Here is a 26,773-nt window from a genome sequence, read left to right on the forward strand (position 1 = left end):
CGTATGCCTACCCGTCGCGGCGCGCCGGAATACGCTGCAAGCATGGTCACCGGCTCCTGCATGTGCGGCACCGTCCGCTTCCGCGTCGACGCGGACTTCTCCACCGCGGGCTATTGCCATTGCACGCGCTGCCAGCATCGGACCGGCGTGCCCCTGGGCGCGCTGAGCGGGATGGTCGCCGCCGACGCGGTCGAGATCCTCGAAGGAGCGGACTCGATCAGGACCTGGCGGCCGGACGAGGGGTTCCCGAAGTCGTTCTGCGCGTCGTGCGGCGGCCACGTCTGGGCCGGCGAGCCGGGATCAGGCGGCGTCGTCGCGATCCGGCTCGGCGCGCTCGACGGCGACCCCGGCATCCGCCCGCGCTGGCACCAATGGGTCGACGCCTCGCCGGACTGGGAGCCGCTGCCCGACGACGGGCTGCCGCGCTACCCGGGCCCGCGCGAACAGGATTAGACCGGCAGCAGCGGCGAGGCGGGATGCGCCGCGAGATCGCCGGCGAGCCGCTCGAGCATCAGGGCGGTGTCGGCGATGCGGACGCCGGTGAGATGCTGGTCGCGGGCCTCGAAGTCGTCGAGGATGGCGCGGATCGCCGCGTCGTAGGCGCCGCCGTCGCGGGCGGCGATCGCCTCGATCGCGGCGGCCGCGCGATTGAATGCGGCGGAGCCCGCGCGCATGCCGGCGGCGGCCGCGGTCGCCGCCTCGGCGTCGCCCTCGATCAGCGCCGCGATCGCGACGGCGTAGCGGGCGGGCGGCGAGTGGGCGTCGTCCGGCACCGCGACGCGCGCGTATCCCGCGGCGTCGGCCGCGTCGCCCGCGATCACCGCCGCCTTGAGCATCCCGATCAGCCGCCCGTAGCTCTCCGGGGGCGCCGCCTCCCACGAGCGGCGGTAGAGATCTGACGCCGCGCGGAACGCGTCACGGGCGTCGTTTCCGCTCAGCAGCGCCGTTTGCGCGCGGCCTTCGGTGGCGATCGCGTCACGCAGGAGGTCCAGATGGGTTCCCTCCGGCAACGCCATTGAGCAACCATACGCCGGTGCGTCCCACCCTGCTCGCCATCGCCGCGCTGGTGCTGCTCGCCTGCCCGGCCGCCGCGCGCCCGGTGCAGGACCCGCCGGTCCAGCCGCAGCGGTCGATCGCGCTCGGCAAGCCGTTCTCGCACGGCCGGCTCCTGCACGGCGTGCAACTCGCCGACTTCGGCGAGGATCACTTCACGTGGGACCCGGTCTACGACGTCTCGCCGAACCGGCCCGACCGCCGGTGGGGCACCGACCGGCTCGTGAGCCTGCTGCTGCGCGTCTTCCACGCGTACCGGACCGAGCACGACAGCGTGCAGCGGGTCGGCGTGATGGACCTCTCGCGCCCGCATGGCGGCCCGTTCGGGCGCAAGTACGGCGGGCTCGGCCACGCCTCGCACCAGAACGGGCTCGACGCCGACGTCCTGTACCCGCGCAAGGACGGGCTGGAGCTCCGCGCGTTCAAGCCGTCGCAGGTCGACCGGGCGCTCGCGCAGGATCTGGTCGACCGCTTCGTCGCGGCCGGAGCGCAGAAGATCTTCGTCGGCCCGCACCTCGACCTGCACGGCCCGCGCAACGTCGTGGTCCCGCTCATCTACCACGACGACCACATGCACGTGCGCATCGCCAACGTGCGGCGTTAGTGTTTCGTGCTCATTCCATCAAGGGGGAAGGGTGAAAGGACGTTCCGCCGCCACGGCACTCGCGGCCGCGGCGCTCGCCGCCGGCTCGTATGCCGTCGGCGTCAACCAGCACGCCCAGCCGGCGACCGCCGCGCAGTCGGCTCCGGTCGACCTGTGGCAGACCTACCAGCAGGTGCTCAAGCGCGCCCGCTACGTCGACCTGACGCACACGATCACGCCCAACATGCCGGTCTGGAAGGGCTTCGGCCCGGCGACGTTCGGGCCCACAGTCGACCCCGCGACCGGCCAGCCGTACACGTACGCGAAGGACGGCTTCGAGGCGACGAAGTACACGATCGCGACCGACCAGTTCGGCACCCAGCTCGACCCGCCGGCGCACTGGGCGCCCGAGTACCCGGGCATCGACGAGCTGCCGGCGACCTACGCGGTGCGGCCGCTGGTCGTGATCTCGATCGTGCCGCAGGTCAAGAAGGACCCGAAGTACGCGCTGAAGGTCTCCGACATCCAGGCGTGGGAGAAGAAGAACGGCCGCATCCCCGAGGGCTCGGTCGTGATGGTGCGCAGCGACTGGTCGAAGAAGTGGACCGACGACCCCGCGAAGGCGAAGGCGCTGGCCGCCGATCCGGTCTTCCCCGGCGTGTCGCTGGACGCCATCAAGTTCCTCCAGCTCAAGCGCCACATCCTCTTCCACGGCCATGAGCCGCTGGACACGGACACGACGCCGACGCTCGAGGGCGAGTCCTGGCTGATGCACCACGGCTACACGCAGGCGGAAGGAGTCGCCAACCTCGACAAGGTGCCGCAGACCGGCTGCCTGATCTCGATCGGCTACCCGAAGTTCAAGGGCGGCCTCGGCGGCTACGCGCGCTACATCGCGATCTGCCCGCCCGGCGCGCCGAGCGGGACGAAGATCTCGGGCTCCGACGCCCCGCTGCGCAAGTACTCCAAGAACCTGCACTGGGACACGGCGAAGGGCTACCGCGTCCGCTGAGATCGCCGGGCGCCGCCGCGAGGCGGCGCCCCGCCCTCAGACCTTGTTGCGGGCGATCAGCTTGCGCCCGATGACCATCCGCTGGATCTCCGACGTGCCTTCGCCGATCAGCAGCAGCGGCGCGTCGCGGTAGAGCCGCTCGATCTCGTACTCCTTCGAATAGCCGTAGCCGCCGTGGATCCGGAAGGCGTCCTCGACGACCTCCTTGCCGGTCTCGGACGCGAACAGCTTCGCCATCCCCGCCTCGACGTCTGAGCGCTCGCCCGCGTCCTTCAGGCGCGCCGCCTTGAGCATCAACAGCCGCGCGGCCTCGACCTTGGTCGCCATGTCGGCGAGCTTGAACTGGATCGCCTGGTGCTCGGCGATCGGCTTGCCGAACGTGTAGCGCTCCTGCGCGTACTTCAGGCCCAGCTCCAGCGCGCGCTGCGCGATCCCGACGCCGCGCGCGGCGACGTTCACGCGCCCGACCTCGAGCGCGTCCATCATCTGCGCGAAGCCCTTGTTGAGGCCGGCCTGCTCGCCGCCGAGGATCATGTTCGCCGGGCAGCGGTAGCCGTCGAAGACCAGCTCGGTCGACTCGACGCCCTTGTAGCCGAGCTTCTTGATCTTCGGCGGGACTGTCAGGCCCGGGTTCTCCGACGCGCCCGGCTCCTTCTCGGCGATCAAGCACGTGAGCCCGCGATGCGCAGGCTGCGCATCGCGGTCGGTCCGCATCAGCACGAACACCACGCCCGAGAGCAGGCCGTTGGTGACCCACATCTTGGAGCCGTTGAGGACGTACTCGTCGCCGTCCTTGGTCGCGCTGGCCTTGATCGCCGCGACGTCGGAGCCCAGCTCCGGCTCGGACATGCTGAACGCCGCCCGCAGCTCGCCGGTGGCCATCCTCGGCAGCAGCCGCTCGCGCTGCTCCTCGGTGCCGAACTTCATCAGCAGATACGACCCGATGAAGTGCGTGTTGACGATCCCGGAGATCGAGATCCAGCCACGCGAGAGCTCCTCCACGATCATCGCGTACGTCGTGAGGTCGAGCTCCATCCCGCCGTACTGCTCGGGGATCGTTACCCCGAAGAGCCCCAGCTCGCGCATCTGCGCGACGATAGGCTCCGGGAACTCGTCGGCCGAGTCATAGTGCTCGGCCTGCGGGATGATCTGCTCGTCGACGAACTGGCGGACCATCTCGATGATCGCCTTCTGCTCGTCGGTCCTCTGGTCTAGCGCGACGGCCATCGATCCAGAATATCCCTGTGAACTTCACCCGTGATGCGATTGAGGCCGCGCCGCCCGGCCGGCGCGCGCTCGTCGAGCTGCGCCGCGACGGCACCCGGCGGGAGTGGACGTTCGGCGAGGTCGCGGCCGCCGCGGCGGCGCTCGCGGGGCGGCTGCACGCGCTGGGGGTGCGCCGCGGCGACGTCGTGCTGACGCTCGTCGGCACGCGGGCCGAGTGGGCCCTGACGATGCTCGCCTGCTTTCGCCAGGGCTACGTCGTGCTGCCGTGCACCGAGCAGCTGCGGCCCAAGGACCTGCGGCTGCGGCTCGAGGTCGCCCGGCCGCGGCTCGTCGTCGCCGACGAGCGCAACCGCACCGCGCTGCAGGAGGCCGGCTGGGCGGGCGACACCCTGTGGGCGCCGTTCGAGGACGCGACCGCGGTCGCGGTCGCGCCCGCCGATCTGAGCCCCGGCGACCCGTGCATGGTCATCTTCACGTCGGGCACGTCGGGCGAGCCGAAGGCGGCCGTCCACGGCCAGCGCTACCTCCCCGGCCAGCGGCTGCAGGCCGAGCACTGGCTCGCGCCGCGCGACGGCGAGCTGGTCTGGTGCACGGCCGCCGCCGGCTGGTCGAAGTCCGCCCGCAACGCGTTCATCGCGCCGTGGCTGCGCGGCGCCGCCGCGCTCCTGCACGACGCGCGCTTCGACCCGCACGAGCGGCTGGAGATCATCGAGCGCGAGCGCGTCGACGTGCTCTGCATGGCGCCGACGGAGTACCGCGTGATCGCCAAGCGCGCGACGCTGCGCCCGCTGGGCTCGCTGCGCGGCGCGGTCGCCGCCGGCGAGGCGCTCAATCCCGAGGTGCTGCACGCCTGGCACGAGGCGACCGGCCTGTGGATCCGCGACGGCTACGGGCAGACGGAGACCGGCCAGCTGACCGGCGCGCCCGAAGGCGAGACTCCACGTCCCGGATCGATGGGGCGGCCGCTGCCCGGCGTGGCGCTCGAGGTGGTCGACGGCGAGCTCGTGCTCACCGACCCGGCGACCGACCCGACGTTCTTCGTCCATTACGCAGGCGCGCCGCCGCACGAAGGTCCGTGGCGGACCGGCGACCGCGTGCAGGCCGACGAGGACGGATTCCTCTACTTCGAGGGCCGCACCGACGACGTGATCATCTCCGCGGGCTACCGCATCGGCCCGTTCGAGGTCGAGTCGGCGCTGGTCGCGCACGCCGCCGTGGACGAGGCGGCGGTCGTCGCCGCGCCCGACGACGAGCGCGGCTCGGTCGTGCGCGCCGTCGTCGTCCTGCGCGACGGCTTCGCGCCCTCCGACGCGCTCGCGCGCGAGCTGCAGGATCACGTCAAGGCGCAGACGGCGCCGTACAAGTACCCGCGCGTCGTCGACTTCATCGACGAGCTGCCCAAGACGGCGTCGGGCAAGATCCGCCGCGCCGCCCTGCGCGGCTAATCGACGAGGTCGCGCAGGACGCGGTCGACGGCGAAGCTCGGCGCCAGCGGGTCGAGCTCGGGGATCTCGAAGCGGCGCACGTCGGCGACGATCTCCGGCTCCTGGTCGAGGATCGCGACGGCGCGCGAGGGGTCGAGCCGGACGAGGCGCAGGCGGGCCTCCTGACGCAGGTCGCGTTCGAACGGCGGCTCGTCCTCGGGCTGCTGGTCCACGAACGCGTCCAGCACCGCCTTGAAGCGCTTCGGGAAGCCGAGCCCGTCGAGCAGCTCGTCGTCGTGCGCGCGCAGCAGCTCGGCGAGCCGCAGCCAGTCGGCGAAGCGCTCGAGCTCGACGGGCGTCGCGGGCGCGCAGGCCGGCTCGAGCTCGAGCCAGGTCGCGGCCACGGTCCTCGTCTTCGGCAGTCCCGCGGCCGCCTGCGTCCACGCCTCCAGCATCTCGACCTCGACCGCCTGCCCGTTCCAGCAGCGCTCGATGCGCTCGAGCACCTGCGACGTGAGCGCGCGCGTCTCGTCGTCGTCGCCCTCGAGCACGGCGAGCAGGCGCACCGCCTCGCGCGGGTCGAGCTCGTCGCACAGGCGGTGCAGGCCGTCGCCGAGTGCGTCCCAGTCGGTGTCCTCGCGCAGCAGCGGGCGGGCGCGGGTGCCGTCCCCCCCGCCCTCGCGTGAGAGCGCGAGCGCCGCGCCGTCGACGCCGCAGTGCTTGAGGAAGCGGCGGCGCAGCTCGACGTCGCGCGCCAGTTCGGCGATCACGAGGTCGCGCCAGCTCGGGTGCACCCACGTGACCCTCATCGCAGCACCCGGACGAAGTGATCGGTGAGGCGGTCCACGAGGTCGACGGGCGCGCGCGAGAGCCCGTGGCCGGCGTGCCGGCGCAGCGCCGCCGCCAGGTCGCGCTCGGCGACCGGGCCGGGCGGCGAGTCGAGCATCGCCAGCAGCAGCTCGCGGTGCTCGTCGGCGAGCGCCGCGTAGGAGGTCGCCATCGCCTGCGTCGGCTCGCCCAGCTCGGCGTCGACCGCCGCGGCGACGTCGACGTCGCCGGGCAGCCGGCGCAGCCGGCCGGAGACGAAGCGGCGGATGCGCTCGGGCGTGAAATGCGGGTGCGCGACGATCGCCTCCCCGTGCTCGTAGACCAGCCGCCGCTGCGCGGGCGTGAGCTCGGCGGCGCACGCGTGGCGGTAGAGGATCAGCGTCTTCTCCGGCGGGCTCAGCTCGGCGGCGTCGACGTGCACGGCGGCCGGGTCCGGGAAGCGCTCGCCGCCGCGTTCTCGATGGATCCGGCGCAGGCCGGCGTGCAGCGGCGCGGGGCGCGACGTCCACACGAGCCAGTGGTGCGTGTCGGTCAGCCGCAGGGCGCGGTCCAGCTCGCGCGCCCAGTGGTCGGCGGCGTCCGGGCGGTACTCGGTCGAGCCGAACGCGTCGTCGGCGATGAACAGCTGCGGGCGCGTCGGGGTCGCGAGCCGGAACAGCTCCTCCGGCCGCATGCACTCGTGAACCTCCCAGCCGTCGCTGAGGAGCGCCAGCCCGAGCATCCGCGCAATCGCCGTCTTGCCCATCTCCGGCGGCCCGGTGAGGACGGCGAAGGCATGCCGGCGCAAGGTCGCCAGGCTGCGGGCGTAGGCCTCGGTCGGGACGAACACCGGGGCGAGCGCGAGGGCGGCGTCGAGATCGAGCGTGGAGCGCTCCAGCGCGTCCGCGTCCAGACGCGCTCGCGGATCGCCGACCGACAGCGCCGACGGCAGGTCGAGCCGCAGGGCCGGGTGGCGCTCGATCGCCGCCATCAGCTCGGCCTCGCCGAAGACGACGTGCTCGACGCCCTCGTGCAGCATGCCGAGGTGGAACTGGACCTCGGAGTCGTCGAGCTCCTCCGGCGTCGCGTTGACGAACGTCAGCAGCGAGCCGGCGCTCGCGATCCGGGGCTCGAGCGCCTGACCGGAGCGCTTCAGCCGCCGGCGGCGCGCGCCGTGGCCGCCGCTGAGCCAGAGGCAGCGGACGATCACCGGCGCCGGGAGCGTGCGGCCGTTCACGACGAGCGGCTCGCGGGACACGAACCCGCGATGGCGGTCCGCGTCCCCTTCCCACGCGGTCTCGGGGGTTCCGGCCTCGAGACGCAGGACCGAGGCGCAGAGACGCTCGAACTGCAGCCAACCGAACGCCGACAAGCTGGGCACCTGCCAAGTGTGCCGTGTCACCGGCCCCATCGCCACCTGCTCGTGACGCCTTGAGTGGTCAGCGGCGAGACCTCCGGAGGTTGGGATTCCGCTGCGCCGGGGATGCGGTGGCCGCTCATCCATCCCCGGTCATCGGAGCGCGCATGCCCGTAGGTCGGTCGTTCCCCGCTGTCGCCGCAGCCGCCGTCGCCCTTGCCGTCGCGGGGCCGCCCGGAGCATCCGCCGCGGCGTGTCCGGCGGGCGCGCAGTGCGGCGCCGTCTCAGTGCCTCTCGACCATTCAGACGCGACGCGCGGCACCCTGTCCGTCGCGTACTCGCGGGTGCCTGCGACCGGGCAGCGCACGGGCACCATCGTGCTACTCGCCGGCGGCCCCGGGCAGGCCGCGATCCCGTTGACGAAGGACCTCGCGAAGCTGTTGAAGCCGCTGCGCGCGTCATATGACCTCGTGTTCGTCGACCAGCGCGTGCTCGGCGCGCCCCGTGTGCTGGCCGAGGTCTGCCACCCCGGCGCGTGCTCGCAGACGGTCCGCGACCCGTCCGCGGCGCTGCCGAGGCGGCCGGCCGGCTGCAGCGCGGCGCCTTGAAGGGACCGTTCGTGACCGGCTCGGGCAAGGTGACGACCGAGCGCGTGACGGAGTCGCTGCTCTTCAACGCGCTGGCCGCCGGCGACCTCGATCCGGTGACGCGCGCGATGCTGCCGGGCGCGATCGCCTCGCTCGCCGACGGCGACGCCGCCCCGCTCCTGCACATCGCCGCGCTCGCCGGCTCCGCCGGCGAGGACGACGGCGACATCAACGCCGCGCGCCTGCTCGCGACGACCTGCATCGAGGGGCGCATGCCGTGGTCGCCCGACTCGCCGGTCGCGTCGCGCGCGGCGGCGCTGAAGGCCTACGCCGGCGGTCTCGGCCCGGCGCCGTTCGCGCCCTTCCGGCCGGCGACCGTGCTCGAGAGCTCGGCCGCCTCGCTGTGCGCCGCGTGGCCGGCGACGCCGGCGCCGCAGGGCGTCGCGAGCCAAGGCCCGGACGTGCCCGTGCTCGTGCTCTCCGGCCGCGAGGACCTGCGCACGCCGACCGAGGACGCGCGCCGCACGGCGGCGCAGTACCCGCACGCGCAGGTGCTGACGATCCCCGAGGCCGGGCACTCGGTCCTGACCACCGAGCCGACCGGGTGCGCGCTCGACGGCATGGTCGCGTTCCTCGCCGGCCGGCCGTTGCAGCAGTGCTCGCAGCGCCGCGACGGCAAGGCGCTCGCCAAGCTCGGGATCGCGTCGCCGTACCTGCCCGCGAGCATCTCCGGCCTGAAGCCGACGCGAGTCGGCGGGCTGCCGGGACGCACGCTCACGGCGGTCGCGCTGACGGTCGCGGGCGTCGTCGGCGACATCGTGGTGACCAGCGCGAGAACGATGCGCGTCCCGGGCCTGCGCGCCGGTTACGCGCGGGTGTCGCGGCACGCGGTCACGCTCGCCGGCGTCGAGTGGTTCCGCGGCGTGCGCGTGTCCGGCACGCTGTCGGGGCCGGCGAAGGGAACCTTGACCGTCAGCGGCCCGAACGCGGCGGCGGGGACGATCACGCTCTCCGGCCGCACGGCCGCGGGCACGCTCGGAGGCCGCGCGATCCGCTGAGCGGCACTAGGGTGGCGCGCATGCTGCGCGCCGTCCTGCTCGTCATCACCGCCCTGCTCGCCGCTCCCGCGGCGAGCAAGGCGGCCGCGTGTCCTCAGGGCGCGCGCTGCGCCAAGCTCAGCGTCCCGCTCGATCACTCAGGCGGCGCGCCGGGAGCGCTTCCCCTCGCCTACGCGGTGATGCCCGCCACCGGCACCTCGGTCGGCACGATCGTGTTCCTCAGCGGCGGGCCCGGCCAGTCGGCGATCCCGCTCACCCGCGACCTGACCGGACTGCTCGACCCGCTGCACCTCGACCACGACATCGTGTTCGTCGACCAGCGCGGCACGGGCGACTCGGGGGCGACGAAGTGCAAGGCGATCGACACGCCGGCGCGGGTCGCCGCGTGCGCGGCCAAGCTCGGCGACAAGCGCCCGTTCCTGAACACGACCGAGACCGCGCTGGACCTCGAGGACCTGCGCGTCGCGCTGGGCGTGGACAAGCTGACGCTGCTCGCCGTCTCCTACGGGACCAAGGTCGCGGGCGAATACGCGCGCCGCTTCCCGCAGCACACCGCCGGGCTGATCCTCGACTCGCCGGTGCCGGTCGGGCAGCTCGACGGCACGTTCGAGCTGCGCCAGCTGGGCATGCCCCGGCTGCTGCGGGACGCATGCGCGACGAACCCGTGCCGGCGCTCGATCCCCGATCCGGCGGCGGCGCTGCGCGCCGCGGTGCTGCGCGTCCAGCGCGCCCCGGTCAGCGGCCCGGCGGTCTCCAGGACCGGCCGGGTACGGAGCGAGAAGGTCGGCGAGGACTCGCTCTACGGCGCGCTGCTCGCGGGCGACGCGAGTCCGCTCGTGCGCGTCTTCCTCCCGGCCGCGGTCGCCTCGCTGGCGAAGGGCGACGCCGCGCCGCTGCTGCACCTCACGAGCCTGCTCGCGAGCGGCTCCGAGCAGGACGAGAGCGACGGGATCAACGCGGCGCGACTGCTGGCGACGACGTGCATCGAGTCCCACCTGCCGTGGGCGCCCGACTCGCCGCTCCCCGGCCGCACGGACGCCTGGCAGGCCTACCTCGCCGCCAACGCGACGCCGTTCGCCCCCTTCCGGCCGCAGACCGTCGCGCCGTTCTCGGCCGCCTCGCTGTGCGCCGCCTGGCCGCCGACGCCCGCCCCGCAGGGCGTGCCCGCGCCGGGGCCGGACGTGCCCGCGCTCGTGATCTCGGGCCGCGCGGACCTGCGCACGCCGAGTGAGGACGCGCGCCGGATCGCGGCCGAGTACCCGCACGCACGGTTCCTCAGCGTGCCCGGCGCCGGCCACTCCGTGATCACCACCGACACGTCCGGCTGCGCGCTGAAGGCGGTCGTCGCGTTCGTGAACGGACGCGGCGTGTCCAAGTGCAAGGGCGGCGCGCTCGACGTCGGCGCGGTCGAGTACCTTCCCGCGACGCCGGGCGCGCTCGCCCGCACGCGGCTGCCGGGGCGCGCGGGCCGCACGCTGACCGGCGTCAGGCTCACGATCGAGAACGTCGCGCTCGACTCGCTCGTCGGCGGCACGCTGCTCGCCGACGCGAAGAGCACGGTGCGGCTGCCGGGCCTACGCGGCGGCCACACGACGATCAAGGGCGGCCGCATCACGCTGCGGCGCGTCGAGTGGTTCCGCGGGCTGCGCATCTCGGGCTTCATCGACGACAACGGCGAGCGCGGCCGGCTGATCGTCGGCGGGCCGGCGGCGAGCGGCGGGACGCTCGTACTGAAGGGCGACGCGATCGCGGGCTCGCTCGGCGGTCACCCCGTCCGGGCGTCGGACTTCAAGTGAACCGCGGTGGCGGCGCCGGACTGAGGAGTAGCCTCGCTCCATGTCCGCCACCCTGCCGTCCGCCGACGTCGTGAACGCGCTGATGGAGCGACAGCGAGCGCGCTACCGCGAGCGCACCGCGCGCTCGGCCGAGTACTTCGCACGCGCCGGGAAAGTGATGCCGGGCGGGGTGCCGTCCCAGTTCCAGAAGAACGATCCGTGGCCGGTGTACCTCGAGCGCGGCACCGGCGCGCAGGTGTGGGACGTCGACGGCAACGAGTACCTGGACTTCCACAACGGCTTCGGCGTGATGTGCGTCGGGCATGCGAACCCGGCGATCGCGCGCGCAGTACGGGAGCGGATGGAGCTCGGCACGCACTTCGCGGCGCCGACCGAGGGCTCGATCGTCGTGGCCGAGGAGCTGCGCCGCCGCTGGGGGCTGCCGCGCTGGCGCTTCACGAACTCCGGCACGGAGTCGACGATGGATGCCGTCCATCTCGCGCGAGGCGCGACGGGCCGCGACGTGATCGTCAAGATCGAGGGCACCTACCACGGCCACCACGACGCCGTAATGGTGTCGGTCAAGCCGCCGCCGTCGGCGATGGGTCCGCGCTCGCGGCCGGCCTCGGTGGCGTACGGGCTCGGCTACGCCCCGGGGACCGAGGAGGCCACGCGCGCGGTGCCGTTCAACGACGCGGACGCGCTCGGCGCGCTGTTGGACGAGCTCGACGGGCGGGTGGCCGGCGTGATCATGGAGCCGGCGATGATGAACATCAACATCGTTCCGCCCGTCGACGGCTATCTGGCCCGCGTGCGCGAGCTGACCCGCGCGGCGGGCGCGATCCTGATCTTCGACGAGGTCAAGACCGGCGCGGCGGTGGCGGCCGGAGGCGCGACGGAGCTGTTCGGCGTGCGGCCCGACGTCGTGTGCCTGGCCAAGGCGATCTGCGGCGGGCTGCCGGGCGGCGCGGTCGGCATGACGGAGGAGCTGGGCGAGCTGGTCGCCTCCGGGGCCGTGCGCCAGCAGGGCACCTTCAACGGCAACCCGCTGACGATGGCGGCGGCGCAGGCGACGCTCCTGGACGTGCTCACGCCGTCGGCCTACGAGCGCCTGCACGCGGCGAACGCGCGGTTGATGGCCGGCTGCGACCGCGTGATCGCCGAGTACGGGCTGCCCGCGCACACCGTCGGCCTCGGCTCCAAGGGCTGCGTCGTGATGTCGCCGGAGCCGGTGCTCGAGTACCGCGACTACGTGACGAGCATCCATCACGAGCTGACCAACCTGGCGTGGCTCTATCACATGAACAACGGCATCTTCATGACGCCGGGCGAGGATGAGGAGTGGACGCTGTCGGTGCTGCACACCGACGAGCACCTCGATCGCTACGTGGAGGTCTTCGACGTCTTCGCCCGGGAGGTCACCGCCGCCTGATGCATTGAATGCGCTACAGGCGTAATTTGGTGCGATGCGACGTCCATTCGTGCTCGCGCTCGCGGTGCTGGCGATCCTCGCCGCGCCGGCTCGCGCCGCTTCGCCGTCTCCCGGGGCCGCCGGCCTCGGCGACCGTCTGTTCCCCCAGCTCGGCAACGGGGGCTACGACGCGCTGCACTACGACCTCGACCTGCGTTACGCGACGAGCGCCCCGTCGCAAGCGGTCGACGGCACCGTGACGATGCTCGCGCGGGCGAGCCAGTCGCTGTCGAGCTTCGATCTCGACTTCGCCGGCCAGAGCGTCGGCAGCGTGGCCGTGGACGGGAAGCCCGCCGCGTGGCGGCGCGACGGCGAGGACATCGTGATCACGCCGCGCAAGCCGCTGCGCGCCGGCGCGAGGTTCCTCGTCACCGTCGCGAACTACACCGCCGTGCCGACCGAGCCGGATCCGGCCGACGGGGCGACCGAGGCGTTCTTCGTCCACTCCGCCGGCTCCGCCACCGCGGGGCAGCCGAACTGGGCGCACTACTTCCTGCCGTCCAACGACCATCCGCGCGACAAGGCGACGTTCGACATCCGCTTCGACGTGCCGGCCGGGCAGACCGCGGTCGCCAACGGCGTGCTCGCGGCGAAGTGGACCGACCGCGGGCGCGCGCACTTCATCTACGTCCAGCGCCAGCCGATGGCGACCGAGCTGATTCAGCTCGCCGTCGGCCAGTACGACGTGACGAACCTCGGCGTCCACTCAGGCGTGTTCCTGCGCGACGTCACCGCGAAGCCGATTACGGCCCGCATCAACCCGCTGCTCGATGTGACGCCGGCGCAGATCGACTGGATGCAGGCCCGCGTCGGGTCGTACCCATTCGACACCTACGGCTCGCTCGTCGTCGAGGCCGACCTCGGGTTCGCGCTCGAGACGCAGACGCTCGAGCTGATCGACACGTCCTGGTTCGACGACTACTCGCAGGGCGTGTGGGAGCCGACGCTCTTGCACGAGATGTCGCACATGTGGTTCGGCGACAGCGTCGCCCCGTACTCCTGGAGCGACCTGTGGCTCAACGAGGGCCACGCGAGCTGGTACGAGTTCCTCTACGCGGAGGAGAAGGGCGAGCTCGCCGACGACACGGAGGGCTACCCCGACGACACCGGCTACGCCAGCGTCGACGACCTGATGCGCGCGGTCTACGCGCACGGGGACCAGTGGCGCGCGGACGACGGGCCGGTGGCCGCGCCCAAGAGCGCCGACACGCTCTTCAGCTTCCAGGTCTACCACGGCGGCGCGCTCGTGCTCTACGCGCTCCGGCAGGTCGTCGGCGCGGCGACGTTCCAGCGGATCGAGCGCGCGTGGCTGCAGCGCTACGAGGGCCGCTCCGCGAGCACTGACGACTTCATCGCCCTGGCGTCGCAGGTGTCGGGTCGCGACCTGACGGGCTTCCTGCGCGACTGGCTCTACGGGACCAAGACGCCGCCGATGCCGGGCCATCCCGACTGGACGGTGGACCCGGTCGCGGCGCCGGCGCCCGCGCCGACCGCGCTGTCGGCGCCGCTGTCGCCGAGGCACCCGAGGCTGAAGTAGGCCTGATCACGGCCCGCCGCCGGTCCGGGCGGCGGGCCGGCGGGCCCTTTGCGCGGCGCTCGTTTGCCGCGGCTCCGCGCCCGCGTCTCGTTTGCCGCCGCGGTCCCGCCGCCCACCCGCCCGCGATCTCTCTCCCGCCGCCGCGGTCCCGCGCCACCCGGCCCGCGATCTCTCTCCGCCGCCGCGGTCCCGCGCCACCCCGCCCGCGATCTATCTCCCGCCACCGCGGTCCCGCGGCACCCCGCCCGCGATCTCTCTCCGCTAGCCGCGGTCCCGCGCCCCGGGGCGCGATCTCTCGTCGCCGCGACCCCGCCCGTGACCTCTCTCCGCCGCCGCCGCGGTCCCGCGCCACCTGCGCGCGCGACCTCTCATCGCCGGCGTCCCGCACCACCCCGTCCGCGATCTCTCCGCCGCCGCCGCGATCCCGCGCCACCCCCCGCCCGCGACCTCTCGTCGCCGCCGCGGTCCCGCGGCACCCCGCCCGCGATCTCTCGTCGCGGCCGCGATCCCGCGCCACCTGCGCGCGCGATCTCTCCCGCAGCCCGCGGTCCCGCGCCATCTGCGCGCGACCTCTCTCCGCCCCGCCGGCGAGTGAGCGCCCGCGCGCCAAAACGATCACCCGCTCGAGGGGGTGCGTCACGTTTGTCAAGTATGCGTTGACAAACGCGACACACCCCCCGACGGATTCGGTCCTTCGCGATCGATCGTGGTCGAATCGCGCGCAATCTTTGATCGAACGCGCTCGCGCGAAGCCCCTGCGCGTCCCCAACGGACCGGGTTGGACCGGCTCCCCCTCACCAGCGCAGTTCCGATCCCTGGCGAGCCGTTCGCGCGCACCGTCCGCGCCGCCGGTGAGGGTCACGCCGCGAGCGCGAGGCGCCTAGCCGCGGGCGGCTTCCACAGGCGGCCGCGCGGTGAGACCGGGCCGGCGGCGTCGCGGAGAGCGCCTGCGGCGGCCCCCGCGGCGGCGCAACGAGCGCGGCGAAGCGGCATCGCGAGGCCGCCTGTAGCCGCCAGGCGGGCGTCACGCGACTCACCGCGCCGGCGGCCGGAGAGCCTCCCAACCTAAATGCCTCAGAGGTCTTTAGGGCAGCGATCGCGGCTCCGCGGGGTCTCGCTGGCGTGGGCGCACCGAGAGCCGTGCCGGCGCGTCGCGGAGACGGCCCGCAGCCGCGGCCGGCGCGAAGCCCCGCCGCCCGCCGGGGCTCGCGCGCGAGCCCGCGGTGCGCGCGCGCAGCGGGTGTACCCGCGCGTACACCCTCGGCGGACGGGTGGGCGTGGCGGTTGGCTCGGCCGATGACGCTTCGCCGGTCCCTCTCCGCCGCGCTGCTGTCCGGCGCGGTGCTCCTCCTCCCCACCGCCGCGGCTCACGCCGACGTGCTCTCCGCCGGCGGCGACGGGCTCGCGCCCGACGGCAGCGCCTCCCCCGCGCAGCCGCTCGGCTCTCCCGGCGGCATCCAGCCCGCCGAGCTCGAGCCGCCGGCCGTGACCGCGCTGTCCGACGGCTTCCTCGCCGGGTGGGCGGCGAGCAGGTGCTCGCGGCGCACGCCGGGCCGGGCGCGAGCTTCGGCGCACCCGTGCGCGTGGGCGAGGTGACGGACTTCGCCTGGCCGGCCGAGCTGACGTCCGGCGCCGGCGGCACCGCGGCCTTGGCGTGGGCGCTCGAGCACCCGCGGCCGGACAAGCAGGGCCTGTTCGCGACCGCCCAGCTCGCCCGCTACGCGGACGGCGCCTGCAGCGCCCCGGCGACGCTCTCGGACCCGCCCAGGAGGCGCTCGCGGCGACGCCCGCGCCGGCGGCCGACGGCACCGCAGCGGTCGCCTGGATGCAGACGCCGACGGGCGGCGGCATGGGCGACATCCTCGCCGCGATCGCGCGGCGCTGAACGCCCGGCCGGCGGGCGAAGCCACCCGCCCGCCGGTCGATCGCGTCCGCCGGAATGCGCGCTAGCGTTCGGCCATGGCGACCACCACGTCGGCATCGAGCCCGTTCCTCGAGCGCCGGTTCAAGATCAGCGAGCGTGGTTCGACGGTCCGGACAGAGGTCCTGGGCGGCGTCGTGACCTTCCTGACGATGGCCTACATCGTCTTCGTGAACCCGGCGATCCTGTCGGCCGCCGGGCTGCCGTCAGGCGCCGTGACGGTGGCGACCGCGCTCGCCGCGGCCGTCTTCACGGCGATCATGGGGCTCGCCACGAACCTGCCGTTCGCGCTCGCCTCCGGGCTCGGCCTCAACGCGGTCGTCGCCTTCGACCTGGTCCTCGGCCGCAAGCTCGCGTGGCCGGTCGCCATGTCGTGCGTCGTGATCGAGGGCCTGGTCGCGGTGGTGCTCGTGCTCGCCGGCCTGCGCGAGGCGATCATGCGCGCGATCCCGCACGAGATCAAGCTCTCGATCGGCGTCGGCATCGGCCTGTTCATCGCGCTCGTCGGCTTCCGCGACGCCGGCATCACGGTCAACAACGAGGCGACCGGGATCGGCCTCGGCGTGCTCACCGGCGGGCCGCCGATGATCGCGCTCGGCGGCCTGCTCGTCACGATCGTCCTGACGGCGCGCAGGGCCAGAGGAGCGATCCTGATCGGGATCTTCACCGCGACGGCGCTGGGCCTGATCTTCGGCGTCCTCGACGGCCCGGACAAGATCGCGGAGATCCCCAAGTCCGGCTCGTTCTCGACGATCGGCGACGCGCTGGACCCGAGCAACCTCGCCGACGCGCTCACCTGGGCGCTCGTGCCGGTGATCTTCGTCCTCTTCATGAGCGACTTCTTCGACACCGTGGGCACCGCCGTCGCCGTCTCCAGCGCGGGCGGGATGCTGGACGAGAACGGCCAGGTGCCTAAGCTCAAGCGGCTGCTGCTGGTCGACTCCGCCGCGGCCGCAGGCGGCGGCGCGATGGGCGTCTCCAGCGTGACGACCTACGTCGAGTCGGGCGCCGGCGTGTCCGAGGGCGCGCGCACAGGCCTCGCGAGCCTCGTGACCGCCGCCCTGTTCCTGCTCACGATCTTCTTCGTGCCGCTGATCGCCGTCGTCGCCCAGGGCGTGCAGGTCGGCGACGCGACGATCCATCCCGCCGTCGCGCCCGCCCTGATCATGGTCGGCTATCTGATGCTGCGGCTCGTCGCCGAGATCGACTGGTCGCGCCCCGAGGCCGGGATCCCGACGTTCTTCGTGATCGCCGGCGTCCCGCTGACGTTCTCGATCAGCGCCGGCATCGGTCTCGGCGTGCTGGCCTACGTGGCGGTGATGGCCGCCACGAATCGCGCCCGTCAGGTCCACCCGCTGATGTGGGCGCTCGTCCCGCTGTTCCTGGCGTTCTTCGCCTCCAACTGGCTCGAGGCGCACGTGTTCTGAATCACCCGCGTGCTGCTACGGGGCATCTGCCGCACCATGACGGGCGCGCCGTGCGCCTCGACCTCGCGGACCAGCGCGTCGCAGTCGGTGCCGGGCGCGACGCGGACCTCGAGCAGCAGGCGATCGTGCCGGATGCGCGTCAGCAGCGCGCTGCGGACGTGGCGGAACACGAGCAGCGCGATCAGGACGACGGCGGTGCCGGTGAGTGCCAGCGCGTAGAACCCGACGGCGGTCGCCATGCCGATCGCGGCGGAGATCCAGACCGCGGCCGCCGTGGTCAGGCCGCGCACCGCCATCCCGTTGTGGATGATCGCGCCCGCGCCGAGGAACCCGACGCCGGTCACGACCTGGGCGGCGACGCGTGTGGGATCGATCGGCGCGACGCCGTGCATGCCGCTGAAGCCGTAGACGGAGGTCAGCGTGAAGACGGCGGCGCCCATGCCGACCAGCACGTGCGTGCGCACGCCGGCCGGCTGATCGCGCGCCTCCCGTTCCAGCCCCACCGCCCCGCACAGCAGAACGACGAGCGTCAAGCGAAGCGCGAGATCGAGGTAGGAGATGGTCATGGCGCGCAGGATGGGCCGCGCGGCGCTAAGGCCGCGTGCAGATCCGCCGGCGTGGCCTTCAGATCTCGTGAAGGCGGGCGGGCACGTGACTCATCGCGTGCTCGGCCAGCGCGGCGATCGTGAGGCTCGGGTTGACGCCCACGTTGGCCGGGACCGCCGCGCCGTCGCAGACGAGCAGGTTCTCGTAGCCGAACGCGCGCTGGCGGGCGTCGACGACGCCCTGCGACGGATCGGCGCCGATCACCGCGCCGCCGAGGATGTGGGCGGTCGAGGGGATGTTCGCGGCCGCCTCCATGATCGAGCTCTGGGCGATGCCGCCCGTGCGCTCCGCCAGCCACTCGGCGAAGCGGTTGGCGACGGGGATGAAGGTCGGGTTCGGGCGCTCGCGATCCTGCTCGGTCGCGAGCCGGACGCGGCCGCCGCGGCCGCGCCTCGCGCGCAGCGCGATCGCGTTGTCGAGCGACTGCATCACGAGCACGATGATCGTGCGCTGCGACCAGCCGAACGGGTTGAGCGTGCGCGCGAGCAGTCCCGGGTGGCGAAGCGCGGCGGCGAGCAGCTTGAGCGGGCGCGTGACGCGCGTCCCGCCGCCGGTCAGCAGCGTGAAGAGCGCCGAGACGCCGTCGCCGGCGTCGCCGTAGACGCACGTCTCGATGTGGGTGTCCGGGTCGGGGTAGATCGAGCCCGTGATCGCGATCCGGCGCGTGATGTCCTCGCTCCCGGGCGGGAGCGTGACCGCGAGGATCGCCTCCGAGTTCGTGCGCACGAGCTCACCGAGGCGGGCGGACAGGCGTGGGAGCGAGCCGTTGAGCCGGCACGCCTGCAGGAGCCGGTTGGTGCCGAGCGCTCCCGCGGCGACCACGACGCCGCGGGCGGTGTGTGTCCGGCGGTCGCGGCGCAGCCACGCGCCGGAGCGCTCTGTCGTCACCGCGTAGCCGTCGGAGCCGTCCGGCGCCCAGAGCGGCCGGATGTCGACCACCGTGCGCTCGGGCAGGATGCGCGCGCCGGCGCGCTCGGCGAACCACAGGTAGTTCTTCACGAGCGTGTTCTTGGCCCCGACGGGGCAGCCGACCATGCAGCGCCCGCAGCGCGTGCAGCCAGTGCGGTCCGGCCCGGCGCCGCCGAAGTACGGGTCCGCGACCGTGACGCCGGGCTCGCCGAGGAACACGCCGACGCGCGTCTTCGCATAGGTGTCCGGCACGCCGATCTCATGCGCATACGCGCGCAGGTGGTCGTCCGCGGGGTCGTCCTGGTCGTACGCGACGACGCCGAGCATCCGCTCCGCCTCGTCGTAGTGCGGCGCGAGCGCGACCTGCCAGTCCCCGAGGTCGCGCCACTGCCGGTCCTCGTAGAAGCGCGCCGGCGCACGGTAGAGCGTGTTCGCGTACACGAGCGAGCCGCCGCCGACCCCCGCGCCGCTCACGATCGCGACGTCCTTGAAGATCGTCAGCCGGAAGATGCCGCGCAGGCCGAGGCGCGGGGCATACCAGTAGCGCCGCGCGTCCCACGCCGACTTCGGCAGCTCGTCGTCCGCGAAGCGGCGCCCCGCCTCGAGCAGGCCGACCGAGTAGCCCTTCTGCGCCAGCCGCAGCGCGCTCACGCTGCCGCCGAAGCCGGAGCCGATCACCAGCCAGTCGTAACGTCGCGCGGAGGTCGACGGCCCGCCGGTCCCGGAGGGTGATGCCGAGCCGCGAAGGCCGGCGACCGGAGGGCGAAATGCCATTTCACCGGAGGTCGACGGCCCGCCGGTCCCGGAGGGTGACGCCGAGCCGCGAAGGCCGGCGACCGGAGGGCGAAATGCCATTTCACCGGAGGTCGACGGCCCGCCGGTCCCGGAGGGTGACGCCGAGCCGCGAAGGCCGGCGACCGGAGGGCGAAATGCCATTTCACCGGAGGTCGACGGCCCGCCGGTCGCGGAGGGTGACGCCGAGCGGCGAAGGCCGGCGACCGGAGGGCGAAATGCCATGTTCATCGGAGGTTGAGCCCGCCGGTCCCGGAGGGTGATGCCGAGCCGGCGACCGGAGGGCGAAACTCTAATTCACCGTGCCCACGCTGCGTGACCTCAAGCCCTGCGCAGGTGCAGGCGGCGCACGAAGTGGTCCGGCCCCTTCTCGAGGATCAGGTCCGCGCGCGGGCGCGAGGGGCCGATGTTCTGCACGAGGTTCGGATGGTTGGTGCGGTTCCAGATCGCGTCCGCGGTCGCGATCGCCTCCTGGTCGGACAGGCTCGCGTAGCGGTGGAAGTAGGACTCGGGGCGCTGGAAGGCGCCGTTGCGGAGCTTGAGGAAGCGCTCGAGGTACCAGCGGCGCACGTCCGTCTCGTCGGCGTCGAGGTAGAGCGCGAAGTCGACGAAGTCCGAGACGTAGACGCGGCCCGCGCCGCGCTGGAGCACGTTGACGCCCTCGAGCACGACGACGTCCGGGCGCACGACCCGCTGCGACTCCTCGGGCACGATGTCGTAGGTCAGATGCGAGTAGACCGGCGCGCTGACCTCGTCGACGCCGCTCTTGAGGGCGGCGACGAAGCGCAGCAGCGCGCGCCGGTCGTAGCTCTCCGGGAAGCCCTTGCGCTGCAGGATCCCGCGCTCGACGAGCGTGGCGTTGGGCAGCAGGAAGCCGTCGGTGGTGACGAGCTCCACGCGCCAGTCCGGCCGCATCCCGCGCATCAGCGCGAGGACGAGCCGCGCCGCCGTGCTCTTGCCGACGGCCACGCTGCCGGCGAGGGCGATCAGGAACGGCACGCGGTCGGGCGGCTCGCCCAGGAACTCGCTCTGCGCGGCGGAGAACCGGCGCCGCGCCTCCACGCGCAGGACGAGCAGCCGGGCGAGCGGGACGTAGACCTCCGACATCTCGGCCAGCGCGACCGGCTCGCCGAGCCCGCTGAGCCCGGCGAGCTCGTCGTAGCCGAGCGCCGCGCCGTCGCCGCCGAGCTCCTTCCAGCGGTCCCGCTCGATCGCGGTGAACGGGGTCGCCGGGCGGCCGTTCAGCAACAGCGTGCCTGCGTGCGCGACTCGCGGGCGTCCTGGCGACGGCGCTCGAAGTCGCGCCGCGACATCACCGGCTGCCCCGGGTGCTCGCGCCGCGCATGCTCGACGTAGCGGTCGTACGCGCTCTCGCCGGAGACCTCGCGCAGGTACCAGCGGACTCCGGCGAGCGCGCGGCGGACCGTCATCGCGCCGCCCCCACCGGCTCCTCCGTGCGGTCGAAGCGGCCGGAGCGGTCGGGGAAGAGCCCGGACGGCGCGTGCAGGTGCGACTCGACGGGCGGGACCTCGGTCGTCGGCAGCGAGCCCGCGCGGACGGCGCGGACCCAGATGCGCATGGCGTCGAGGATCACCACGACGATCAGGATGGCGAACAGGGCCGACAGCACGCCGTCGACCATCGAGTTGGTGACCACCGCGTGCATGTCGTCCATGCTCTTGGCCGGCGGCAGCACCTTGCCGGCGTCGATCGCGTCGGCGAACTTGGTCCGCTGGGCGAAGAAGCCGAGCTTCGGATTGTCGCTGAACACCTTCTGCCAGCTCGCGGTCAGCGTCACCGCCGCGTCCCACGCGAGCGGGAGGCCCGTCACCCACGCCCACTTGAGCTTGCCGTGCTTGATCAGCAGCGTCGTGCAGATCGTCAGCGCGACCGCCGCGAGCAGCTGGTTGGCGATGCCGAACAGCGGGAACAGCTGGTTGATCCCGCCGAGCGGGTTGGTCACGCCGGCGTAGAGGAAGTAGCCCCAGGCGGCGACGATCACCGCGCTGCAGCTCCACACGCCCGGCTTCCAGCTCACCTGCTTGAACGGCTTCCACACGTTGCCGATCGTGTCCTGGAGCATGAAGCGCCCGACCCGCGTGCCCGCGTCCACCGTCGTGAGGATGAACAGGGCCTCGAACATGATCGCGAAGTGGTACCAGAAGGCCTTCAGGCCGTTCCCCGTCGCGCCGGAGAAGATCTGCGACATGCCGACCGCGAGCGTCGGCGCGCCGCCGGTGCGGGCGACCAGCGTCTGCTCGTCGACCGCGCGGGCCGCGCTCTGCAGCTCGGCCGGGCTGATCGCGAAGCCGAGCCCGTTGACCGCCTGCGACGCCGACCGCACCGTGTCCCCCACGACCGCGGCGGGCGCGTTCATCGCGTAATAGAGGCCCGGGTCGATGATCGAGGCGGCGATGATCGCCATCACGGCCACGAAGGACTCCATCAGCATCGCGCCGTAACCGATGAAGCGGACCTGCGACTCCTTCTCGATCAGCTTCGGCGTGGTGCCGGAGGCGATCAGCGAGTGGAAGCCCGACAGCGCGCCGCAGGCGATCGTGATGAAGACGAACGGGAACAGGCTGCCGGCGAACACCGGCCCCGCGCCGTTGTGGGCGAACTTGGTCACCGGCTCGTTCTGCATCACCGGCAGCGTCACCAGGATGCCGACGGCGAGCAGGCAGATCGTCCCGATCTTCATGAACGTCGACAGGTAGTCGCGCGGGGCGAGCAGCATCCACACCGGCAGCACGCTCGCCACGAAGCCGTAGACGACCAGGCACAGCGTGAGCGCCTTCGGCGACAGGGTGAAGGTGTCGGCAAGGCCGGAGTCCGCGACGACCTTGCCGAGCACGATCGCCGCCAGTAGGAGCGCCACGCCGATCGCGGTCGTCTCGAGCACCCGCCCCGGCCGCAGCACGCGCAGGTAGAAGCCCATCAGGAGCGCGATCGGGATCGTCATCGCGATCGAGAAGGTCCCCCACGGTGAGTTCGCGAGCGCGTTGACGACGACCAGCGCGAGGACCGCCAGCAGGATGACCATGATCGCCAGCACGGCGATCAGCGCGGCGGCGCCGCCGACCGGCCCGATCTCCTCGCGCGCCATCTGCCCGAGGCTCTTGCCGTCGCGCCGCATCGAGAAGAACAGCGTCACCATGTCCTGCACGGCGCCGGCGAAGATGACGCCGACGATGATCCAGATCGTGCCCGGCAGATAGCCCATCTGAGCCGCCAGCACCGGGCCGACGAGCGGGCCGGCCCCGGCGATCGCGGCGAAGTGGTGGCCGAACAGGACGCGACGGTCGGTCGGCTGGTAGTCGACGTCGTTGTCCAGCCGCTCGGCGGGCGTGGCGCGCCGGTCGTCGATGCCGAGCACCGTGCGCGCGATGAAGCGCGCATAGAAGCGGTAGGCGATGGCGTAGGACCCGAGCGCGGCGGCGATCAGCCATGCCGCGGAGATCTGCTCCCCGCGCACGAGGGCGATCACGCCCCAAGCCACGGCCCCCACCGCGGCCACCGCGGTCCAGATCACGATCGAGCGCGTGCGCGCCGGCGACTTGTTCACAGTCTCTCCTCCTCTGCGACCTGAGCAGGAATTGCCTCCCCGAGTGGGTGGGAGGTGAAACCTCAGGCGAGCGCCCGCGTCAGCGTGGTGTCGGCGGCGTCAGGAGAGCGCCCGCGCGAGCGCGGTGGCGCCGGCGGCGAGGAGCACGATGACGATCATCGGCAGGCGTGCGGAGATCCCCAACGCGGCCGCGGCGAGGCCGGCCAGGCGGGCGTCGAGCCGCATGCCGTCGCCTCCGGCGCTGAGCGTCTCGTACACGACCAGCCCGGCGAGGATCGCGGGCGCGACGAGCTTGGTGACGCTCATGGCTCGCCCGCCAGGGGCTTTCCCGCCGATGGTCAGCGGGCCGGCGGCCTTGGAGAGGGCGGTGCCGACGAAGAGGACGCCGATCGTGACCCAGGCGGCGGTCACGACGTGTGCTCCGCGGCGGGCGTGCGCGCGCGGGCGGCGGTCGCCTTCGCCCCGCCACGCAGGCCGATCAGCGCGGCGGCCGACGCGGCGAGGACCGGGACGCCGGGCGGCGCGAACGGCATCAGCGCGACCGCGATCGCAGCGCCGAGCAGCGCGGCGGTGAGCGGGCCGCGACCGCGCGCCTCCTCGACCAGCAGGACGAGGAAGAAGGCGGGGAAGATCGCGTCCAGACCCAGCGCCGAGGGGTCGGCCAGCGCGTCGCCGCCGACGACGCCCGCGAGCGTGCCCCCGGACCAGGCGAGGAACTGCGCCGCCGTGGCGCCGAGCAGGATGCCGCGGTCATACGAGCCGTCGCCGCGGCTGGACAGCGCGAACGATGCGTCGACGAGCGCCTGCGCCTGCGCGGCGCGGGCAACCGGGCGGCGCGAGAGGAACGGGCCGATCGCGAAGCCCATCGGGAGCCAGCGCGCGTTCATCAGCATCCCGGCCGCGATCGCCGCGACCGCGCCGCCGCCCGCCGCCAGCACGGTCACGGACGCGAACTGGGCGGCGCCGGAGAAGACGACCAGCGACATCACGACGGGGGCGACGGAGCCCATCACGGGCTGGGCGAGCACGCCGAATGCGATGCCGACGGCGAACGTCGGGAGGATCAGCGGCGCGCCCGCACGGACGCCCTCACGGATTCGGCTTGCATCATGCACCTTACCGGTTAGAATATCCAAGGGGTAAGGATATGCAACCCGAGACGATCAAGCTGATGGGCGGGGCGCTCTGCCTCGACTTCGCGAACAGCACGGACTGGACCGCGGAGAACGAGTCGATCGAGGTGGAGGACGCGCTGCTGGAGTCCGACTCGCTGGTCCGCTGGGGACGCCGCGTCGGGCTGATCGCCGCCGGGTCGGGGCGCGACGGCGCGATCGCGGCCGAGCTCGCCGCGGCGCGGGAGCTTCGCCCCGCGCTCCGCGGCGTGCTGATCGCCGCCGCCCACGGAGATGCGCCACCGGGCGCGGCCGTCGATCTCCTGACGCGCACGTACGCCGAGGCGGCCGCCGCCGCGCGGCTCACCCCGCGCGGCGACGGCGCCTACGTCCTCGACTGGCCCGACGACGACCCGCGCAAGGTCCGCTTCGCCGTCGTCGCCGACGCGATCGCGCTGCTCGCCGACGCCCCGCGCCTCGTCCGCGTGCACGTCTGCCCCGGCCGCGACTGCGGCTGGCTGTTCCTCAACACGAGCGGACGGCAGCGCTGGTGCTCGATGGCGACGTGCGGGAGCCGCGCGAAGATGCGCGCGATGTACGCCCGCAGGCGCGCCGAGGCGAGCTCCTGAGCGCAACGGTCAGCCGGCCGCGCCCGCGGGCACGCAGACGGCGAAGACCGAGAACGTGTGCGCGGCCGTCTCGTCGTCGTTCCGGACCTGGGCAGACCAGGTGCGGCCGCCGCCGCTCGGGAAGCTGTCGATGATGTCCGTGTGCGCCGGGTCGTCCACGCGGACACCGCCGCCGCTCGCCAGCTGGCCGGCGTCGCAGCCCACCGTGACCAGATCCGATGCCGTGCTCAGCCCGACGGGCGCCTGCGCGACGCTCCCGTTCGCGCCGCGGAAGATCACTCGGTCCAGCGCGATCGTCGCGCCCGCGTGGTCCGCGGCCAAGCTGCGGTCGGCCGTCTGGGCCGACACGACCTTGCCGAGCGACGACTCGACGATCTGCCTCCCGGTGAAGCTCTCGGGCGCGAGCTTGGCGCCGGTGATGGCGCCGGCCTTGACCTTCGCGCTGGTGACCGCGTTCTTCTTCAGCTGCGCGCTCCCCACGCTGTTCTTGGGCAACCGCGAGACCGCGTACGACGTTCCGCCGAGCGCGACCACTAAAGCGGCGATCGCGACGAGCAGCGCGGGTGACAGGTGCTTGCGCAACATGACTACCTCCGATCGGATGACCTCCGAAGCCCGGCCGCGAGCGCCAGCGCCCCCAGCAGTGCGGGGACGCCGAGCGCGACCGGAACGATTCCGCCGGCGTTGAGCGTCCGGCGCTGAGCGATCGCCACATGCACGGCCGGCGCCGTGAGCGGCGCCGCCCCTGCCGCACGCTCCGTCAGCACCGCGACATAGATGCCGAGGCGGCCGGGCGCGACCGCCTGGAGCCGCCACGTGAGCGTGCGAGATCCGCCCGGCGGGAGCGTGCCGAGGTACTTCGTCCGGTCCGGCGACCAGTCCTCGGGATCCACGTACAGGCCCGGGCGGAGGCTCAGCACGTTGAGGTGCGCGATCAGCCCCGCCGCGGGAGCCGTGCCCCGGTTGACGACCGTCGCGCGGAACCCGAAGTGGTCGCCGAGGCCGGCCGAGATCCGCGTGCGGTCGACGCTGACCGCGATGCCCCCGGACGCGGGCGGCGGCGAGGATGCGGCCCGTGCAGTGGCCGGCGCAAGCGCGACGCCGACAGCGGACGAACCGAGCGCGACGGCCGCGACCGCGGTCACCAACCGCCGCCGCCTCATCGCGGCCCGGTGCCTTCGAGCCGGAGGAAGCGCGACCCCACCAGCAGCGCGGCGGCGACGCCGGCGACCGCCGCGGCGAGCGGTGAGGCGAGCCACGCCGCGTCGGTCCCCCACGCATGCCCGTCGACCACGACCCGGCCCACGTAGTGCTCGCCGGCGGTGACCGGGTTCACGCGCAGCAGCAGCTCGCCCGCCCACCCGTGCTCGACGCCTGCGGGCAGCTGCGTCGGCGCGTAGAGCGCGAGCAGCGCGAACAGGCTGACCGAGAGGCTCACGCGGTTGGACGCCGCGAACACGCTGACGACGATGCCGAGCGACGCGAGCGCGACCGCCACGAGCGTCCCGGCCGCCAGCCCCATGGCGACCGCGTCACCGACGATGCCGGCGCCGCGCCCGAGCACCCACACGTAGGGCACGGCGATCGCCAGCGACACGGGCCACAGGGTCAGCGCGGCGAGCAGCTTCCCTGCGACCAGCCGCGCCCGCGGGACCGGCGTCAGGAGCAGGCTCTCGAGCGTCCCGCGCTCGCGCTCGCCGCTGACCGCGTCCGCCGCGACGAGCAGCGTCAAGAGCCCGCCGACGGCGATCGCCACCTGGAGGGTGAGGTTCACCGCCTCGCGCTGCTCGAGGAAGTTCAGGTCCGTGTTCGTCGCCGTCAGGTACGCGATCGCGCTGAGCAGGACGCTGAACCCGAAGCTCAGCAGCAGGCCGCGCGCGCCGGCCCAGAGGTCGCGCAGCTCCTGCTCGACGACCGCCAT

Annotated in this window: 27 protein-coding genes; 13 read left to right on the forward strand and 14 right to left on the reverse strand. The window is 73.3% G+C overall.

All coding sequences use genetic code 11. From position 1 onward, the window contains the following. Window positions 1–42: 42 nt before the first annotated feature. Window positions 43–453: a GFA family protein gene (locus H958_RS0130485; RefSeq protein ID WP_028061431.1), complete on the forward strand. Its 411-nt coding sequence runs from the start codon at window positions 43–45 to the stop codon at window positions 451–453. Here the strand turns inward: H958_RS0130485 and H958_RS47075 are convergent. Then, window positions 450–1,016 carry a hypothetical protein gene (locus H958_RS47075; protein ID WP_037412099.1) on the reverse strand — a complete coding sequence of 189 codons (567 nt, stop codon included), beginning with the start codon at window positions 1,014–1,016 and terminating at the stop codon, window positions 450–452. The two genes, H958_RS0130485 and H958_RS47075, sit on opposite strands and share 4 nt — an antisense overlap. A 17-nt stretch (window positions 1,017–1,033) precedes the next feature. Between H958_RS47075 and H958_RS0130495 the strand changes: the two genes are divergently transcribed. Together H958_RS0130495 and H958_RS41525 are read left to right on the forward strand one after the other, a co-directional pair. Further along, window positions 1,034–1,657: a penicillin-insensitive murein endopeptidase gene (locus H958_RS0130495; RefSeq protein ID WP_028061432.1), complete on the forward strand. Its 624-nt coding sequence runs from the start codon at window positions 1,034–1,036 to the stop codon at window positions 1,655–1,657. A 31-nt stretch (window positions 1,658–1,688) separates the two neighbouring features. After that, on the forward strand, window positions 1,689–2,648 hold the full coding sequence (locus H958_RS41525) for a cyclase family protein (protein WP_051325028.1): 960 nt from the start codon (window positions 1,689–1,691) through the stop codon (window positions 2,646–2,648). A gap of 36 nt (window positions 2,649–2,684) precedes the next feature. On the opposite strand, the gene H958_RS0130505 is transcribed toward H958_RS41525, so the two are convergent. Then, window positions 2,685–3,875, reverse strand: a complete 1,191-nt coding sequence (locus H958_RS0130505) for an acyl-CoA dehydrogenase family protein (protein ID WP_028061433.1) — start codon at window positions 3,873–3,875, stop codon at window positions 2,685–2,687. A gap of 17 nt (window positions 3,876–3,892) precedes the next feature. Here H958_RS0130505 and H958_RS0130510 point away from each other — a divergent pair, with 17 nt between their 5' ends. Next, a complete protein-coding gene (locus tag H958_RS0130510) occupies window positions 3,893–5,320 on the forward strand; it encodes an acyl-CoA synthetase (protein ID WP_028061434.1) in 1,428 nt (475 codons plus the stop codon). Here the strand turns inward: H958_RS0130510 and H958_RS0130515 are convergent. Together H958_RS0130515 and H958_RS0130520 are read right to left on the reverse strand one after the other, a co-directional pair. Continuing rightward, window positions 5,317–6,108 carry a hypothetical protein gene (locus tag H958_RS0130515; protein ID WP_156028416.1) on the reverse strand — a complete coding sequence of 264 codons (792 nt, stop codon included), beginning with the start codon at window positions 6,106–6,108 and terminating at the stop codon, window positions 5,317–5,319. The two genes, H958_RS0130510 and H958_RS0130515, sit on opposite strands and share 4 nt — an antisense overlap. Then, complete coding sequence (locus tag H958_RS0130520) at window positions 6,105–7,487, reverse strand: nSTAND3 domain-containing NTPase (protein ID WP_037412101.1); 1,383 nt, start codon at window positions 7,485–7,487, stop codon at window positions 6,105–6,107. The genes H958_RS0130515 and H958_RS0130520 overlap by 4 nt, the downstream gene beginning before the upstream one ends. A 320-nt stretch (window positions 7,488–7,807) precedes the next feature. Here H958_RS0130520 and H958_RS0130525 point away from each other — a divergent pair, with 320 nt between their 5' ends. The 8 genes from H958_RS0130525 to H958_RS0130555 all read left to right on the forward strand — a co-directional run bounded on the left by H958_RS0130525 (window position 7,808) and on the right by H958_RS0130555 (window position 17,239). Continuing rightward, window positions 7,808–8,071, forward strand: a complete 264-nt coding sequence (locus tag H958_RS0130525) for a hypothetical protein (protein ID WP_156028417.1) — start codon at window positions 7,808–7,810, stop codon at window positions 8,069–8,071. Next, entirely contained in the window at window positions 8,068–9,108 is a 1,041-nt protein-coding gene (locus H958_RS0130530; protein WP_156028418.1) for an alpha/beta hydrolase, read from the forward strand. The genes H958_RS0130525 and H958_RS0130530 overlap by 4 nt, the downstream gene beginning before the upstream one ends. A gap of 20 nt (window positions 9,109–9,128) precedes the next feature. Continuing rightward, a complete protein-coding gene (locus H958_RS0130535) occupies window positions 9,129–10,904 on the forward strand; it encodes an alpha/beta hydrolase (protein WP_028061439.1) in 1,776 nt (591 codons plus the stop codon). 40 nt (window positions 10,905–10,944) lie between these two features. Beyond that, window positions 10,945–12,315: an aspartate aminotransferase family protein gene (locus tag H958_RS0130540; protein ID WP_028061440.1), complete on the forward strand. Its 1,371-nt coding sequence runs from the start codon at window positions 10,945–10,947 to the stop codon at window positions 12,313–12,315. Window positions 12,316–12,349: 34 nt separating this feature from the next. Continuing rightward, on the forward strand, window positions 12,350–13,891 hold the full coding sequence (locus tag H958_RS41530; RefSeq protein WP_037412103.1) for a M1 family metallopeptidase: 1,542 nt from the start codon (window positions 12,350–12,352) through the stop codon (window positions 13,889–13,891). 1,296 nt (window positions 13,892–15,187) lie between these two features. Beyond that, window positions 15,188–15,487, forward strand: a complete 300-nt coding sequence (locus H958_RS0130550; protein WP_028061441.1) for a hypothetical protein — start codon at window positions 15,188–15,190, stop codon at window positions 15,485–15,487. Between the two features lie 58 nt (window positions 15,488–15,545). Then, window positions 15,546–15,776 carry a hypothetical protein gene (locus H958_RS47080; RefSeq protein ID WP_156028419.1) on the forward strand — a complete coding sequence of 77 codons (231 nt, stop codon included), beginning with the start codon at window positions 15,546–15,548 and terminating at the stop codon, window positions 15,774–15,776. Window positions 15,777–15,850: 74 nt separating this feature from the next. Beyond that, the gene (locus H958_RS0130555; RefSeq protein WP_028061442.1) at window positions 15,851–17,239 is read left to right on the forward strand and encodes an NCS2 family permease; all 1,389 of its coding nucleotides are present in this window, start codon (window positions 15,851–15,853) and stop codon (window positions 17,237–17,239) included. On the opposite strand, the gene H958_RS41535 is transcribed toward H958_RS0130555, so the two are convergent. The 7 genes from H958_RS41535 to H958_RS41545 all read right to left on the reverse strand — a co-directional run bounded on the left by H958_RS41535 (window position 17,155) and on the right by H958_RS41545 (window position 24,226). Beyond that, on the reverse strand, window positions 17,155–17,805 hold the full coding sequence (locus H958_RS41535) for an MgtC/SapB family protein (protein WP_051325029.1): 651 nt from the start codon (window positions 17,803–17,805) through the stop codon (window positions 17,155–17,157). The genes H958_RS0130555 and H958_RS41535 overlap by 85 nt on opposite strands. Before the next feature lie 58 nt (window positions 17,806–17,863). After that, complete coding sequence (locus H958_RS41540; protein WP_231379412.1) at window positions 17,864–19,432, reverse strand: GMC family oxidoreductase; 1,569 nt, start codon at window positions 19,430–19,432, stop codon at window positions 17,864–17,866. Window positions 19,433–19,867: 435 nt separating this feature from the next. Continuing rightward, window positions 19,868–20,794 (reverse strand): type I pantothenate kinase, encoded by a 927-nt coding sequence (gene coaA, locus H958_RS0130570; protein ID WP_037412105.1) that lies wholly within the window; start codon window positions 20,792–20,794, stop codon window positions 19,868–19,870. Beyond that, window positions 20,788–20,976 carry a YbdD/YjiX family protein gene (locus H958_RS0130575; protein ID WP_028061444.1) on the reverse strand — a complete coding sequence of 63 codons (189 nt, stop codon included), beginning with the start codon at window positions 20,974–20,976 and terminating at the stop codon, window positions 20,788–20,790. Before H958_RS0130575 ends, coaA begins: the two co-directional genes overlap by 7 nt. After that, complete coding sequence (locus H958_RS0130580) at window positions 20,973–23,111, reverse strand: carbon starvation CstA family protein (protein WP_028061445.1); 2,139 nt, start codon at window positions 23,109–23,111, stop codon at window positions 20,973–20,975. Before H958_RS0130580 ends, H958_RS0130575 begins: the two co-directional genes overlap by 4 nt. A 99-nt stretch (window positions 23,112–23,210) precedes the next feature. Further along, window positions 23,211–23,522 (reverse strand): AzlD domain-containing protein, encoded by a 312-nt coding sequence (locus tag H958_RS0130585; protein ID WP_028061446.1) that lies wholly within the window; start codon window positions 23,520–23,522, stop codon window positions 23,211–23,213. Then, window positions 23,519–24,226 carry an AzlC family ABC transporter permease gene (locus tag H958_RS41545; protein ID WP_037412107.1) on the reverse strand — a complete coding sequence of 236 codons (708 nt, stop codon included), beginning with the start codon at window positions 24,224–24,226 and terminating at the stop codon, window positions 23,519–23,521. The genes H958_RS0130585 and H958_RS41545 overlap by 4 nt, the downstream gene beginning before the upstream one ends. A gap of 32 nt (window positions 24,227–24,258) precedes the next feature. On the opposite strand from H958_RS41545, the gene H958_RS44410 reads away from it, so the two are divergent. Further along, complete coding sequence (locus tag H958_RS44410) at window positions 24,259–24,852, forward strand: CGNR zinc finger domain-containing protein (RefSeq protein ID WP_051325030.1); 594 nt, start codon at window positions 24,259–24,261, stop codon at window positions 24,850–24,852. A 9-nt stretch (window positions 24,853–24,861) separates the two neighbouring features. Here H958_RS44410 and H958_RS0130600 read toward each other — a convergent pair whose 3' ends face one another. Genes H958_RS0130600 through H958_RS41555 form a run of 3 tightly spaced genes read right to left on the reverse strand, consistent with a single transcriptional unit; the run spans window position 24,862 to window position 26,773 of the window. After that, the gene (locus H958_RS0130600) at window positions 24,862–25,437 is read right to left on the reverse strand and encodes a hypothetical protein (protein ID WP_037412109.1); all 576 of its coding nucleotides are present in this window, start codon (window positions 25,435–25,437) and stop codon (window positions 24,862–24,864) included. A 2-nt stretch (window positions 25,438–25,439) separates the two neighbouring features. Next, a complete protein-coding gene (locus tag H958_RS0130605) occupies window positions 25,440–25,997 on the reverse strand; it encodes a hypothetical protein (RefSeq protein WP_028061448.1) in 558 nt (185 codons plus the stop codon). Between the two features lie 14 nt (window positions 25,998–26,011). After that, complete coding sequence (locus H958_RS41555; RefSeq protein ID WP_051325031.1) at window positions 26,012–26,773, reverse strand: ABC transporter permease; 762 nt, start codon at window positions 26,771–26,773, stop codon at window positions 26,012–26,014.

The sequence above is a fragment of the Candidatus Solirubrobacter pratensis genome (assembly GCF_000425945.1).
Lineage (GTDB): Bacteria > Actinomycetota > Thermoleophilia > Solirubrobacterales > Solirubrobacteraceae > Solirubrobacter > Solirubrobacter pratensis.

Coding starts and splice junctions, on each gene's coding strand:
- H958_RS0130535 (WP_028061439.1), top strand. CDS start 9,129: ATGCTGCGCGCCGTCCTGCTCGTCATCACCGCCCTGCTCGCCGCTCCC.
- H958_RS47075 (WP_037412099.1), bottom strand. CDS start 1,016: ATGGCGTTGCCGGAGGGAACCCATCTGGACCTCCTGCGTGACGCGATC.
- H958_RS44410 (WP_051325030.1), top strand. CDS start 24,259: ATGCAACCCGAGACGATCAAGCTGATGGGCGGGGCGCTCTGCCTCGAC.
- H958_RS41535 (WP_051325029.1), bottom strand. CDS start 17,805: ATGACCATCTCCTACCTCGATCTCGCGCTTCGCTTGACGCTCGTCGTT.
- H958_RS41555 (WP_051325031.1), bottom strand. CDS start 26,773: ATGGCGGTCGTCGAGCAGGAGCTGCGCGACCTCTGGGCCGGCGCGCGC.
- H958_RS0130540 (WP_028061440.1), top strand. CDS start 10,945: ATGTCCGCCACCCTGCCGTCCGCCGACGTCGTGAACGCGCTGATGGAG.
- H958_RS0130550 (WP_028061441.1), top strand. CDS start 15,188: ATGACGCTTCGCCGGTCCCTCTCCGCCGCGCTGCTGTCCGGCGCGGTG.
- H958_RS0130485 (WP_028061431.1), top strand. CDS start 43: ATGGTCACCGGCTCCTGCATGTGCGGCACCGTCCGCTTCCGCGTCGAC.
- H958_RS0130575 (WP_028061444.1), bottom strand. CDS start 20,976: ATGACGGTCCGCCGCGCGCTCGCCGGAGTCCGCTGGTACCTGCGCGAG.
- H958_RS0130600 (WP_037412109.1), bottom strand. CDS start 25,437: ATGTTGCGCAAGCACCTGTCACCCGCGCTGCTCGTCGCGATCGCCGCT.
- H958_RS0130515 (WP_156028416.1), bottom strand. CDS start 6,108: ATGAGGGTCACGTGGGTGCACCCGAGCTGGCGCGACCTCGTGATCGCC.
- H958_RS0130505 (WP_028061433.1), bottom strand. CDS start 3,875: ATGGCCGTCGCGCTAGACCAGAGGACCGACGAGCAGAAGGCGATCATC.
- H958_RS41530 (WP_037412103.1), top strand. CDS start 12,350: ATGCGACGTCCATTCGTGCTCGCGCTCGCGGTGCTGGCGATCCTCGCC.
- H958_RS0130555 (WP_028061442.1), top strand. CDS start 15,851: ATGGCGACCACCACGTCGGCATCGAGCCCGTTCCTCGAGCGCCGGTTC.